Annotated in this window: 13 protein-coding genes; 3 read left to right on the top strand and 10 right to left on the bottom strand. The window is 31.2% G+C overall.

What is annotated here, in order from left to right; all coding sequences use genetic code 11:
• Positions 1–18: 18 nt before the first annotated feature.
• The 4 genes from acs to MC378_RS10740 all read right to left on the bottom strand — a co-directional run bounded on the left by acs (position 19) and on the right by MC378_RS10740 (position 5,762).
• On the bottom strand, positions 19–1,926 hold the full coding sequence (acs, locus tag MC378_RS10755; RefSeq protein ID WP_242178771.1) for an acetate--CoA ligase: 1,908 nt from the start codon (positions 1,924–1,926) through the stop codon (positions 19–21).
• Between the two features lie 6 nt (positions 1,927–1,932).
• The gene (locus tag MC378_RS10750) at positions 1,933–3,831 is read right to left on the bottom strand and encodes an acetate--CoA ligase (RefSeq protein WP_242178770.1); all 1,899 of its coding nucleotides are present in this window, start codon (positions 3,829–3,831) and stop codon (positions 1,933–1,935) included.
• Between the two features lie 4 nt (positions 3,832–3,835).
• Positions 3,836–4,195 carry a DUF779 domain-containing protein gene (locus MC378_RS10745; RefSeq protein ID WP_242178838.1) on the bottom strand — a complete coding sequence of 120 codons (360 nt, stop codon included), beginning with the start codon at positions 4,193–4,195 and terminating at the stop codon, positions 3,836–3,838.
• Positions 4,196–4,262: 67 nt separating this feature from the next.
• Positions 4,263–5,762, bottom strand: coding sequence for an aldehyde dehydrogenase family protein (locus MC378_RS10740; protein ID WP_242178769.1), 1,500 nt, complete (start codon positions 5,760–5,762; stop codon positions 4,263–4,265).
• Positions 5,763–5,935: 173 nt separating this feature from the next.
• Between MC378_RS10740 and MC378_RS10735 the strand changes: the two genes are divergently transcribed.
• Positions 5,936–6,856: an AraC family transcriptional regulator gene (locus MC378_RS10735; protein WP_242178768.1), complete on the top strand. Its 921-nt coding sequence runs from the start codon at positions 5,936–5,938 to the stop codon at positions 6,854–6,856.
• Positions 6,857–6,860: 4 nt separating this feature from the next.
• Here MC378_RS10735 and MC378_RS10730 read toward each other — a convergent pair whose 3' ends face one another.
• Together MC378_RS10730 and MC378_RS10725 are read right to left on the bottom strand one after the other, a co-directional pair.
• Complete coding sequence (locus tag MC378_RS10730) at positions 6,861–8,546, bottom strand: sodium:solute symporter family protein (protein ID WP_242178767.1); 1,686 nt, start codon at positions 8,544–8,546, stop codon at positions 6,861–6,863.
• A 35-nt stretch (positions 8,547–8,581) separates the two neighbouring features.
• Positions 8,582–8,836: a DUF4212 domain-containing protein gene (locus tag MC378_RS10725; RefSeq protein WP_242178766.1), complete on the bottom strand. Its 255-nt coding sequence runs from the start codon at positions 8,834–8,836 to the stop codon at positions 8,582–8,584.
• A gap of 86 nt (positions 8,837–8,922) precedes the next feature.
• Here MC378_RS10725 and MC378_RS10720 point away from each other — a divergent pair, with 86 nt between their 5' ends.
• Positions 8,923–9,693, top strand: coding sequence for a sulfite exporter TauE/SafE family protein (locus MC378_RS10720; RefSeq protein WP_242178765.1), 771 nt, complete (start codon positions 8,923–8,925; stop codon positions 9,691–9,693).
• A 101-nt stretch (positions 9,694–9,794) separates the two neighbouring features.
• Positions 9,795–10,589: a TerC family protein gene (locus tag MC378_RS10715; RefSeq protein WP_242178764.1), complete on the top strand. Its 795-nt coding sequence runs from the start codon at positions 9,795–9,797 to the stop codon at positions 10,587–10,589.
• Positions 10,590–10,646: 57 nt separating this feature from the next.
• On the opposite strand, the gene MC378_RS10710 is transcribed toward MC378_RS10715, so the two are convergent.
• From MC378_RS10710 to MC378_RS10695, 4 genes are all read right to left on the bottom strand, one after another.
• Positions 10,647–11,015 (bottom strand): glyoxalase, encoded by a 369-nt coding sequence (locus MC378_RS10710; RefSeq protein WP_242178763.1) that lies wholly within the window; start codon positions 11,013–11,015, stop codon positions 10,647–10,649.
• Positions 11,008–11,490, bottom strand: coding sequence for a hypothetical protein (locus tag MC378_RS10705; protein ID WP_242178762.1), 483 nt, complete (start codon positions 11,488–11,490; stop codon positions 11,008–11,010). The genes MC378_RS10710 and MC378_RS10705 overlap by 8 nt, the downstream gene beginning before the upstream one ends.
• A gap of 87 nt (positions 11,491–11,577) precedes the next feature.
• Positions 11,578–12,765 (bottom strand): enoyl-ACP reductase FabV, encoded by a 1,188-nt coding sequence (fabV, locus tag MC378_RS10700; RefSeq protein WP_242178761.1) that lies wholly within the window; start codon positions 12,763–12,765, stop codon positions 11,578–11,580.
• Positions 12,765–13,724, bottom strand: a complete 960-nt coding sequence (locus tag MC378_RS10695) for a phosphoribosylaminoimidazolesuccinocarboxamide synthase (protein WP_242178760.1) — start codon at positions 13,722–13,724, stop codon at positions 12,765–12,767. The genes fabV and MC378_RS10695 overlap by 1 nt, the downstream gene beginning before the upstream one ends.
• Positions 13,725–13,765 lie beyond the last annotated feature (41 nt).

The raw sequence follows: 13,765 nt of genomic DNA, 5'->3' as shown, positions 1-13,765 counted from the left end.
CGACAAAAATTTAAATAATTACAACCTATTATCTATTATATTTTGTACACATTCTGGATTTAACAAAGTAGAAACATCTCCTAAGTTTTCCATTTCATTTGAAGCTATTTTACGTAATATTCTTCTCATTATTTTTCCTGAACGAGTTTTTGGCAATCCAAGTGTAAACTGAATTTTATCTAGTTTTGCAATTGGCCCAATTCTATCTGCTATTAATTGATTAATCTCATGACTTAAGTTTTGGTGATTTCTAGATTCACCAACATCTTTTAAGGTAATATAACCATACAAAGCACTTCCTTTTATATCATGAGGAAAACCAACAATTGCGCTCTCTGCAACTGCAGGATGTTCATTAATAGCATCTTCTATAGGTGCAGTTCCTAAATTATGACCAGACACAATAATTACATCATCTACTCTACCTGTAATTCTATAATAACCAACCTCATCACGTAAAGCACCATCTCCTGTAAAATACATATTTTCAAACGCAGAGAAATAGGTATCTTTATAACGTTCGTGATTTCCCCAAATAGTTCTAGCAATACTTGGCCAAGGAAATTTTATACACAACCTTCCATCAACTTGATTTCCTTTTAATTCTTCTCCGTTTTCATCTATTAATGCAGGCTGAATTCCTATAAACGGTAAGGTTGCATAAGTCGGTTTTGTAGGTGTTACGTAAGGTATAGGCGTAATCATAATTCCACCTGTTTCTGTTTGCCACCATGTATCAATAATTGGGCTTTTCTTCTTTCCAACATTGTCATTATACCAATGCCATGCTTCTTCATTTATAGGTTCTCCTACAGAACCTAATACTTTTAATGAAGACAAATCGTAATTATCTACCAATTCTGTACCTTGTTTAGCCAGTGCTCTAATTGCAGTAGGAGCAGTATAAAACTGATTGACTTTATGTTTTTCTATAATTTGCCAAAAACGCCCAAAATCAGGATAGCTTGGTACCCCTTCAAAAAGTACAGTAGTTGCTCCATTTGCTAACGGGCCATAAACAATGTAAGAATGACCTGTAATCCAACCGATATCAGCAGTACACCAATACACATCATTTTCTCTATACTGAAATGCGTTTTTAAAAGTATAGGCTGTATATACCATATACCCAGCAGTTGTATGTACCATTCCTTTTGGCTTTCCTGTAGAGCCCGAAGTATATAAAATAAATAACGGATCTTCTGCGTCCATTATTTCTGCTTTACATTGATTTGACGCATTATCCAACAAGGGTTGTAACCATTTATCACGCCCTTCTTTCATAGAAATATCTGAATTGATTCTTTTGGTTACCAAAACAGTTTTTACAGAAGAACAATTTTCTAAGGCTTCATCTACAATTCCTTTTAAATCGATTGTTTTTTTACCTCTATAAGAACCATCTGCAGTAATTACCATTTTACAATCAGAATCGTTTATTCTAGTTGATAAGGCAGTTGCAGAAAAACCAGCAAAAACAACAGAATGTATGGCACCAATTCTAGCACAAGCCAATGTAGCAATTGCTAGCTCTGGAATCATAGGAACATAAATACAAACTCGATCTCCTTTTTGAATTCCATTTTCTTTTAAAACATTTGCAAACTTATTTACTCTATGATATAGATCTTTATAAGTTATATGTTCTGATGGTTCATCTGGGTTATTAGGTTCAAATAAAATAGCCGTTTTATCTCCACGAGTTGCCAAATGCCTATCAATACAATTTTCGGTAATATTTAACTTAGCTCCTTGAAACCATTTTATTTCTGGTTTAGAAAAATCCCATTCTAAAACTTTATCCCATTTTTTTCGCCATATAAAATGTTCTTCTGCTATTTCTTCCCAAAAACCTTCAGGATTTCTAACCGATTTTCTATAAACTTGATAATATTCTTCTAAATGTTTTATGTGATAGTTACTCATTATTAATTAATTTTTATGTATTCCTATTTGATTGGCTTTATAAACCATAATTATTTCTTTGATAATACTTGGATCATCAATAGTTGAAGGGATATTATAATTCATTTCATCTGCAATATTACGCAGCAATTTACGAAGAATTTTTCCACTTCTTGTTTTTGGCAATCGATTAACAATTAGTACATCTCTAAAAGACGCAACTGCTCCAATTTCTTTTCGAACATCTTTAATAATTTCTTTTTGAATTGTTTGCTCTTCGGATACTTCATCATGTTTTAAAACAACTAAACCTAATGGCTTTTGTCCTTTAATTTCACAATGTACTCCAAAAACAGCACATTCTGCTACTGATTTATGAGCAGCAACAACTTCTTCCATTTCTGCTGTAGACAATCTATGTCCTGCAACATTAATAATATCATCTACTCTACCGGTAATAAATACATAACCGTCCTCATCAACATACCCTCCATCTCCTGTAAAATAATAACCCGGAAACCGTTCTAAATAACCTAATCTAAAACGTTCTGGATTATTCCAGAGATTACTTAACGTCCCTGGAGGTAAAGGTAATTTTACCGCTACATACCCTTCTACACTGGATGCAACCTCTTCACCTTCTTCATTTAAAATTTGAATTTCATAACCACATACAGGTAAACCAGCTGATCCTGGTTTAATTTTTTGTAAATCAACACCTACCATATTTGCTAGCATTGGCCACCCACTTTCTGTTTGCCACCAATGATCAATTACAGGTACCTTTAATTTTTCTTCAGCCCAATTTAATGTGGCTACATCACAACGTTCACCAGCTAAAAATTGATATTTTAAACAAGACAAATCATACCCTTTTACCATTTCCCCTGTTGGATCTTCTTTTTTAATAGCTCTAATAGCTGTTGGTGCAGTAAACATTGCTTTTACTTTATGCTCACTAATAACACGCCAAAAAGTTGATGCATCTGGAGTTCTAATAGGTTTCCCTTCAAACAAAATTGTTGTATTTCTATTTAATAAAGGTCCGTAAGTAATAAAACTATGCCCTACAACCCAGCCCACATCACTTGCAGCCCAAAAGGTTTCTCCTTCATTAACTCCATAAATATATTTCATTGAAAATTTTAAAGCAGTTGCATAACCACCTGTATCTCTAATTATTCCTTTAGGTGTTCCGGTAGTTCCTGAAGTGTATAAAATATAAGATGGATGTGTAGACTCCATAGGAACCGCTTCAATAGCGGGTGACCTTTCTACCAAAGAAGTATAATCTACATCATAATTTTTCATCGGGATTTCAACAATTAATTGTCTTTCAAAAACAATCACATGTTTTGGTTTGTATGTTGCTTTAACAATTGCTTCATCTACAAAGGGTTTGTATGGAATAATACGTTCTATTTCTATTCCGTTTGATGCAGTTATGATAACTTTAGGCTTACAATCATCAATACGAATAGCTAATTCATGTGGCGCAAAACCACCAAATACAACAGAATGTATAACACCAATTCTAGCGCAGGCTAACATTGCATACAATGCCTGTGGAATCATTGGCATATAAATGATACAAGTATCTCCTTTTTGCAAACCTAATTGCTGTAAACCTCCTGCTAATTTAGAAACCTCATGATGTAAATTATTAAAAGTAATATGTTGTTTTGTATTGGTTACTGGTGAATCATAAATAATTGCATTTTGTTCTCCAAAGCCCTCATTAATATGTTTATCTATACATAAATAGCTTAAGTTAAGTTCTCCGTCTTTAAACCATTGATTGTAATTATATTGATCTTTAGATAAAATGGTTTTTGGAGCTTTAAACCAATCAATTTTGTTGGCTTGTAATTCCCAAAACTCTTTTGGATCTTCAATGCTTTTATTATAAAAATTTTGATATTTCATAGCTTTATTTTTTAGAGTTAAAAAAATTATCTTCTTTATCTGTTAATAATCTAGAGTGAATTAAAAATCGCAATCCAAGAGGAATTTCTAAAGAAAAGCTAGCTCCTCTACCTTCTGTTATATCTATTGTTAAATGTGTGTGTTTCCAATATTCAAACTGATCTTGATTCATATAAAAATTCACACCTTCAACAACACCTAAAAGCACATCACTTTCGTCTAAATATAAATCTCCTTTTTCTAAAATCATTGGGGCAGAACCGTCACAACAACCACCGCTTTGATGAAAAATCAAATCTCCATGTTTCTCTTTTAATTGCTCTAAAACTTTTGCTGCTTTTTTGGTAATTGTTACTCTTTTCATCATATAAAGATATTAAAAAAGGCTGAAATACAATAGTAGTTCAGCCTTTCAAGCTTTTTGTTTTCTACTAAAAGAAACCTAATTTATTCTTATCGTAAGAAATTAACATATTTTTAGTTTGACGATAGTAATTTAACATCATCACGTGATTTTCTCTACCAAATCCAGATTTTTTATAGCCTCCAAATGGAGCATGTGCAGGATAAGCATGATAACAATTTACCCAAACACGACCAGCTTTGATTGCTCTTGGTATTTGATATAACTGATGTGCATCTCTTGTCCAAACTCCAGCACCTAAACCGTAAAGGGTATCATTTGCAATTTCTATGGCTTCTGCTTCATCTTTAAATTTGGTTACACATACTACAGGTCCAAAAATTTCTTCTTGGAAAACTCTCATCTTATTATGTCCTTCTAATATCGTTGGCTTAATATAAAAACCGTTTGCTAAATCTCCACTTAATTTATTTGCAGCTCCACCTGTTAAAACTTTTGCCCCCTCGTCTTTACCAATTTTAAAATAAGATTGAATTTTTTGATATTGATCATTAGATGCTTGCGCACCAACCATTGTATTTATATCATAAGGATTGTCTTGAATGATAGCATTGGTTCTTTCAACAACACGTGCCATAAAAGCATCGTAAATATCTTCTTGTACTAGAATTCTAGAAGGACACGTACAAACTTCACCTTGATTAAAAGCGAATAAGACTGCACCTTCAATTGCTTTATCTAAATAAGCATCATCGGCATCCATCACAGAATTAAAGAAAACGTTTGGAGATTTACCTCCTAACTCCATAGTTACAGGATTTAGATTTTTTGATGCGTATTGCATAATTAATTGACCAGTTGTAGTTTCACCAGTAAAGGCCACTTTATCTACCCTTGAACTAGATGCCAAAGGCTTACCTGCTTCAGGACCAAAACCATGTACAATATTTACAACTCCAGGAGGAAAAACATCTGCAATTTTTTCCATTAATAAAGTTGCCGAAGAAGGTGTTTGTTCTGCAGGTTTTAAAACCACACAATTTCCTGTTACTAATGCTGGAGGTAATTTCCAAGACAACATTAACAAAGGAAAGTTCCATGGAATAATTTGTCCTATAACCCCTAATGGCTCTTTAATATTCATTGACAAAGTATTCTGATCTAACTCTGTTGCACTACCTTCTTCTGAACGAATACAAGCCGCAAAATAACGCCAATGATCTACTGCTAATGGAACATCTGCATTTAAAGTTTCTCGAATAGGTTTACCATTATCACAGGTTTCAACCAAAGCAAATTCCTCTAAATTAGCCTCAATAATATCTGCAACTTTATTTAACAAAGTAGCTCTTTCTGTTGCTGAAGTATTTCCCCAAGCTTCCTTTGCTGCATTTGCTGCATCTAAAGCTAGCTCTACATCTTCTTTTTGAGAACGTGGGTATTTTGCAATTAAACTATTATCTATTGGAGAAGTATTATCAAAATATTGTCCACCGATGGGTTCAACAAATTTTCCATTAATAAAATTAGAATATTTCTCTTTAAATTTTGGTTTAGAATAACTCATAAGCATTATTTTAATAATTAGTAATTAGTTAATATTTTAATCTAAAAAATAGATTATATTTAATTTTTATAAAGGTATTTTATCATATTCTAAACCAATTGAACATATTTATCAATATATTGAACATATCTATTATTTAATTACTAAGAAATAATATTTTTGTATTATTGTATATGAGTCATATATTAAATCAACATAAAAACCATAGAAAACTCACTACTTTAGTAGAAAATAGAACAACTTATAGTGCCGAATATGCAGAACTTAATATCTACGAAACTCATGCTTTTGCAGAAAAAGTAGCTTTAGTTTTTGATTTCCCTATTATTGCAAGCATGCTTACAGGAAAAAAAATAATGCATATTGATGGAATTCCTTCTTTTGAATTTTTCCCTGGAGAATCTGTTGTAATGCCAACCAATAAGGAAATGGTTATCGATTTTCCAATAGCTACAGAAAACAACCCAACACAATGTTTAGCATTAGGTATTGATGCTTTTAAAATTGAGGAAGTTGTCCAAAATTTTAATAGAATGACTGCTATTGAAAACGAAAACAATAATTGGAATTTAGATGCAAATACATCTCACTTAATTAATAATACTGATGTAAATCATTTAGTAAAACGCTTGACATACACTTTTACAAACAACAATAAATCTAAAGACGTATTGTTAGATTTAATGATTCAAGAATTAATTGTACGATTATTACAAACCAAAGCAAAGTCATTAATTCTTAATGATGAAAACAATATTTTTAATGACACAAGAATTGGAACCGTTATTAAATACATTAAAGAAAACTTAACCAATAAAGACATTAGTGTAGATGTGTTAGCAAAGAAAGCCTATATGAGCACTTCTCATTTTCATAAGCAATTTAAAAATACCTTAGGTGTTTCTCCTATTGATTATATCAATTCTGAAAAAATTAAATTTTCTAAAAAACTCATTAAAGAATCTAAAGATGTTAGAATGTCTGAAATTGCTTTTAAAGCAGGATTTAACAATACTAGTTATTTTAATAGACAGTTTAAAAAGATGGAATTAATGACTCCTCAACAATTTAAGAAGTCTATTAATTCTTTATAATATTTTAGTGAGTAGCATCACCTGCTCCACTTGGTATTCTAATACTTTCTACAATTTCTCTAACTTCTTCTGGCGGTTCTGGTGTAAATCTTGAAACAACTATAGCAACAAAAAAGTTTACTATCATAGCCACAGTTCCAAAACCTTCTGATGAAATCCCAAACCACCAATCTTCCTTAGTACCTCCACCAAACCAATCAAATTTGAATTTCATCATATAAAAAAGCATTAATAAAATTCCAATAAGCATTCCTAAAATTGCTCCTTCTTTATTCATTCTTTTGCTAAAAATCCCTAAAATTATTGCTGGAAAAAAGGATGCTGCAGCCAAACCAAAAGCCAGAGCAACTGTTGCCGCAACAAAATCTGGTGGATTAATTCCGAAATAACCTGCAACACAAACCGCAACAACTGCAGATAGTCTTGCTGCAATTAACTCTCCTTTTTCTGTAATATTTGGGTTGATCATTTTTTTGATCAAATCATGAGAAACAGATGCAGATATTACCAACAACAAACCTGCTGCTGTAGATAAAGCTGCAGCCAAAGCACCGGCAGCTACCAGTGCAATTACCCAATTAGGTAAACCTGCTATTTCAGGGTTTGCCAAAACCATAATATCTTTATCTACAATTAATTCATTTTTAGAGGCATCTGCCAAATACTGAACTCTTCCATCATTATTTTTATCATCAAATTTTATCAATCCTGTTTTTTCCCAATTCCCAAACCATTCAGGTAATTTTTTATATTCTTTATTACTTACTGTTTCTATCAAATTAGTTCTAGAAAAAAGTGAAATTGCTGGTGCAGTTGTATATAAAATTGCAATCAGTAATAAAGCCCACCCTGCAGATTTACGAGCATCAGAAACTTTTTTTACTGTAAAAAAACGAACAATAACATGAGGTAAACCAGCTGTACCAAACATTAAAGCTGCTGTAATTAAAAATACATCTAATGTAGTTTTGCTACCTGAAGTATATGCTGCAAACCCCAATTCTTTGTGTAATCCATCTAATTTATCCAAAAGATAAACTCCATTTTCATCTGCTCCACCAAAGCCTAATTGTGGAATTGGATTTCCTGTCATTTGAATCGATATAAAAATTGCTGGAACCATAAAAGCGAAAATCAAAACACAATATTGAGCTACCTGCGTATAGGTAATTCCTTTCATCCCACCTAAAACAGCATAAAACAAAACGATAATCATTCCAATGATAACACCTGTATTGATATCAACTTCTAAAAAACGAGAGAAAACCAAACCTACTCCTCGCATTTGACCTGCTACATATGTAAACGAAACTAAAAGTGCACAAAAAACAGCTACACTTCTTGCGACATTTGAGTAATAACGATCTCCAATAAAATCTGGAACTGTAAATTTTCCAAATTTTCTTAAATATGGAGCTAACAATAAAGCTAATAAAACATAACCACCTGTCCACCCCATTAAATATACAGAACCATCATAACCATTAAAGGAAATAAGTCCTGCCATAGAGATAAATGATGCTGCAGACATCCAATCTGCAGCTGTTGCTAATCCGTTAGCTAAAGGAGAAACTCCTCCTCCTGCAACATAAAACTCTTTTGTAGAACCTGCTCTAGACCAAATTGCGATACCTATATATAATGTAAAAGTGATTCCTACTAAAATCCACGTCCAAATTTGAATACTCATAATTTACCTTCTTATCTTGTTTATTTTTTTTACCTTTAATTATTATATCCAAATTCTTTATCTAACCGATTCATAAGTTTGATATAAACAAAAATTAAAATAACAAAAACATAAATAGAGCCTTGTTGCGCAAACCAAAAACCAAGTTTAAAACCACCTAACCGAATAGTATTTAACTCATCTACTAAAAGAATACCAAACACAAAGGAAACTAAAAACCAAATACATAATAATATTGATAAATATTTCAAATTCTTTTTCCAGTATTTTTTTTCTTTTGATGAATCCATATTGTTTTTCATTGATTACTGAGAGCAATATAAAACTTTAAACAACTAATTGAAAATAACTTAATAAAATTGTTAAAATATTAATCTTGATACTAGAAATAATTATAACTTACTGGCATATTATTTTATTATTTTTCATCGTTGCTGTCTTATACTCTTCTGTAGGTTTTGGTGGCGGTTCTAGTTATTTAGCCATTTTAGCTTTAACAGGAATTATTTTCACCCAAATTAGAGCCACTGCACTTTTATGTAATATCGTTGTCGTTTCTGGTAATGTTTTTTTATTTTATCAACAGAAAAAGATTGATTGGAAAAAAGTTCTTCCATTAATTTCCTTGAGTATTCCCTTTGCTTATTTAGGTGGAAAATTAAAAATTAGTCAGCAATTCTTTTTTATTTTATTAGGATTTACATTATTATTTGCAGCCATTACAATGTGGGCCTCTAAACGAATTATTTCTTCAGATGAAAAGAAAACAAATTTGAAACTTATTAAAAACGGTGGATTTGGAGGGATTATTGGATTTATATCTGGAATGGTAGGAATTGGTGGTGGCATTTTTTTAGCACCGCTTTTGCATCTTACAAATTGGGATACCCCTAAAAAAATTGCAGCCACAGCAAGTGTTTTTATTTTAGTAAATTCTTTTGCAGGATTGCTTGGTCAGTATGCTAATCCTAATTTTGTAATTGACTGGAACTTAACATCAATCCTTTTAATCACTGTTTTTATTGGCGGACAAATCGGTAGTAGAATCAGTAACAATAACTATACTCCTATACAACTAAAAAAAGCTACCGCAATTTTAATTGCTTTTGTAAGCTTAAGAATTTTATGGAAATATCTTTTTATTTAATAAATAACCTTTTGACCTGAAACTAAAGTAAATAAAAATTGTGTATTTTCTACAATCCAAATATATTTGAGGTTGAAACTCTCATCAAACAATAAAAAACTATGTTAGGAATTCTTTTCACATTACTGATGCTAATTTTACTACAAGCAGTATTAGGATTTGACAATCTTTTATACATTTCTTTAGAATCTAAAAAAGCTCCAGAAGCCGATCAAAAAAGAGTAAGAAAAGTTGGAATTTTAATAGCCATCGTATTAAGAATCGTATTGTTATTTATACTTGTTTCTATCATCGAGTTTTTTCAAGAGCCTTTTTCTTTTTTAACTGGAGGCATAAAAGATGTGGTACATTTTGCTTTTAACGGACATAGTATTATTGTTTTATTAGGTGGTGGATTTATCATTTATACAGCAATTAAAGAAATTTGGCATATGATTTCTACAAAAGGACTTGAAGTTTCGGATATGGCTACAGACAGAAGCACAAAATCTTCAAATGCAGTTATTACTAGTATTGTATTAATGAATTTAGTCTTCTCTTTTGATTCAATTTTAGCTGCCATTGGGCTTACTAGCGAAATAGAAAGTTCTACAACTGCTTTTATTGTAATGGCTATTGCTATTGTAATTAGTGGTTTATTAATGCTTGTGATGGCTGATAGAATATCTACTTTCTTATCAAAAAACAGAATGTATGAAGTGTTAGGACTCTTTATCCTTTTTATTGTTGGAATCATGCTAGTTACAGAAGGAGGACATCTAGCACATATTAAAATTTTCGAAGAAGAAATTGTACCAATGAGTAAAACAACTTTCTATTTTGTATTAGCTATTTTAATAATTGTTGATGTAGTTCAAGGAAGATATCAAAAGAAACTTGCAACAGAGCAAAAGTAAATAAAACTTATTTTTTCAATAAAAATATAAGTCGCTGTAAAAATTACAGCGGCTTTTTTATTGCAATTCACCAATACTATCTTTAATTCTTTGCAAAGTTATTTGCAAAATTCTTCTATTTATTTCTGATGAGTTTTCTAAATAAAAATCAAACTCTTCTACAGAAAAATGTCCAACAATAAAACCTAGTATGATATTTTTAAAATTATTATCTGTTTTAAAAAATGAAGAAACTTTACTTCTCTTTTTCTTATCTGGTAAAACAGAAAAATCTACTTTTCTTTTTTCAAGATGATTTTTTAAAAAAGCAATTAACAATGTATGTTGCATTTTTATAATTGGTCTTACTACATGATTTTGAAATTGTTCTAAATCTCTAGTTCCTTCTTTAATTAAACCTGATAAAACGGGTCTTTCTTTATGCATTTTCTGCCAGGTTATTTAATTCAAGTTGGTAATCATATTGTAAATCTTCATGCAGTGTTTCTACTGCTTTTTTGATTAAAATTATTTGCCTATCAAAAGTAGCGATCAATCTCGGACTCTTTTTTATTGAGGGTTTAAAATCTTTTAATTTCCGACAAAAATGAAGTAATAATTCTACTTCTGTTTCTTTCTTTTTAGAATATCTAATGTACTTTTTAGTAAGCGTTAAAATTTTACGAACACTTTTTCTGATATAGAAATAGCTCTTAATATTTATCTGTTCAAAAAGTTCATCTACATATGCTTTTACACTTTCTATATATCTCTCTTCATTATGAGATTCAAACAACAAATAGGTTAGTAATTCTTTGTTTTCTTTTTTAAATTTTGACAGTTGTAAACACAGCTCAATCAATTCTGATGTAGATTGATGAGCTAATTCATCTTTGATTTTTTTTACCGTTACAGCTTTCATTTTACAAATTTGTTAAAGATATAAGAAAAAATAAAAACCTCACAAATTAAAGCATCTGTGAGGTTTTAAGTTCGTTTAAGTTAAAAGTTACTTTTCGCTTGGAATGGCTACCATTTCATTAACATCTGCCTCATAGTCAACTCCATCAACTTTAAAACCAAATAAATTAAAGAAATCATTACTATATCCTTCTAAATCTCCAATTTCAGCTAAGTTTTCTGTAGATGCAGTTTGCCATAATTTATCAATTTCGGCTTGTACATCTTCACGCATTTCCAAATCGTCAATTCTTATTCTTCCTTTATCATCCAAATCTAAGTTTCCGCCAAAAAGTCTTTGGCTATACAAACGTTGAATTTGTTCGATACAACCTTCATGAGTTCCGTTTGCTTTCATGATTTTATACAACAACGAAATATATAAAGGAATTACAGGAATTGCAGAACTAGCTTGGGTTACCAATGCTTTATTTACAGAAACATATGCCTTTCCTCCAATAGATTTTAAATCATCTGAAATAGTAAATGCTGTTGCTTCTAAATGATCTTTTGCAGCTCCAATGGTTCCTTTTCTATAAACAGCTTCTGTTAGTTTTGGGCCAATATAAGAATAGGCAACAGTAGTTGCTCCTTCTGACAATAAATTCTCAGATTTTAATGCATCCATCCACATTTTCCAATCTTCACCACCCATAACTGCAACTGTATTTGCAACATCATCTCCTTCTGCTGGTTTTATAGAAATTTCTGATACTTTTCCAGTATGAAAATCTACTGTTTTATTAGAAAATACTCCTCCTATTGGTTTCAATACCGATTTGTATCGAACTCCTGTATCTGGGTGTGTTCTTACCGGTGAAGCCAAACTATAAATAACCAAATCTACTTGACCTAAATCTTCTTTAATCATATCCATAGTTTTGCGTTTAATTTCATTAGAAAACGCATCACCATTTATACTTTTTGCATATAAACCTGCTTTATGAGCATGTTTTTCAAAAGCTGCTGTATTGTAATAACCTGCAGAACCTGTTTTTCCAGGTGCAGAAGGCTTGTCAAAAAAGACCCCAATTGTAGCAGCATCAGATCCAAAAGCACTAGATATTCTAGATGCCAATCCAAATCCAGTTGACGATCCAATTACTAGCACTTTTTTTGGGCCATTAATAAGTCCTTTTGATTTTACATATTCTATTTGTTCAATTACATTTTGCTCACAACCTGTTGGATGTGCTGTTAAACAAATAAATCCTCTTGTTCTTGGTTCTATAATCATTATTGTTTGTTTTTGTTTGTTAAAAAAGAATTCACATTCTTCTCTATTCTATTTAATACATTTTCTGTTGAAGCTTTTACAAAAACTTCTCCAGTAATTTGTTCGTATAATTCTATATATCTATTAGAGATTTCTATAATTTTCTCATCAGACATTTTAGGTATTTGCTGATTTTCTTTTCCTTGAAATCCGTTTTCAATTAACCATTGTCTTACAAATTCTTTAGACAATTGTTTTTGAGATGCTCCTTTATCTTGTCTGTCTTGATAGCCTTTTGCGTAAAAATAACGAGAAGAATCTGGTGTGTGAATTTCATCAATTAAAACAATTTTACCTTCTTTGGTTTTTCCAAATTCGTATTTAGTATCTACTAAAATTAAACCTCTAGAAGCAGCAATTTTGGTTCCTCTTTCAAACAGTTTACGTGTAAAATCTTCTAAAACTAAATAATCTTCTTCAGAAACAATTCCTTTTGATAAAATATCTGAACGAGAAATATCTTCATCGTGTGCTCCGTTATCTGCTTTTGTAGATGGCGTTATTATAGGAGTTGGAAACTTATCATTTTCCTTTAATCCTTCTGCCATTTCTACACCACATAAAACTCTTTTACCCAATTGATATTCTCTTGCGGCGTGTCCAGATAAATATCCACGAATGACCATTTCTACTTTAAATGGTTCACATAAATGACCAACAGCAACATTTTCATCTGGATTGGCAATTAACCAATTCGGAACAATATCAGCTGTTTCATTCATCATCTTTGTTGCAATCTGATTTAAAATCTGACCTTTAAACGGAATTTGACGTGGCAAAATAACATCGAAAGCAGACAACCTATCTGTGGCAACCATCACTAAAAGTTCATCATTAATATTATAAACCTCTCTTACTTTTCCCTTATAAACAGACTTTTGGTTTGGAAACTGAAAGTTAGTTTCGTTAATTGTATTCATTATAATTGTTGTGTTGTTGTTTGTGCAAAAATAGTAATTTA

Source organism: Polaribacter marinus, assembly GCF_022662535.1.
Lineage (GTDB): Bacteria > Bacteroidota > Bacteroidia > Flavobacteriales > Flavobacteriaceae > Polaribacter > Polaribacter marinus.
Note: the sequence above shows the minus strand (reverse complement) of the source record. Positions and strands in the feature narration are given on the sequence as shown.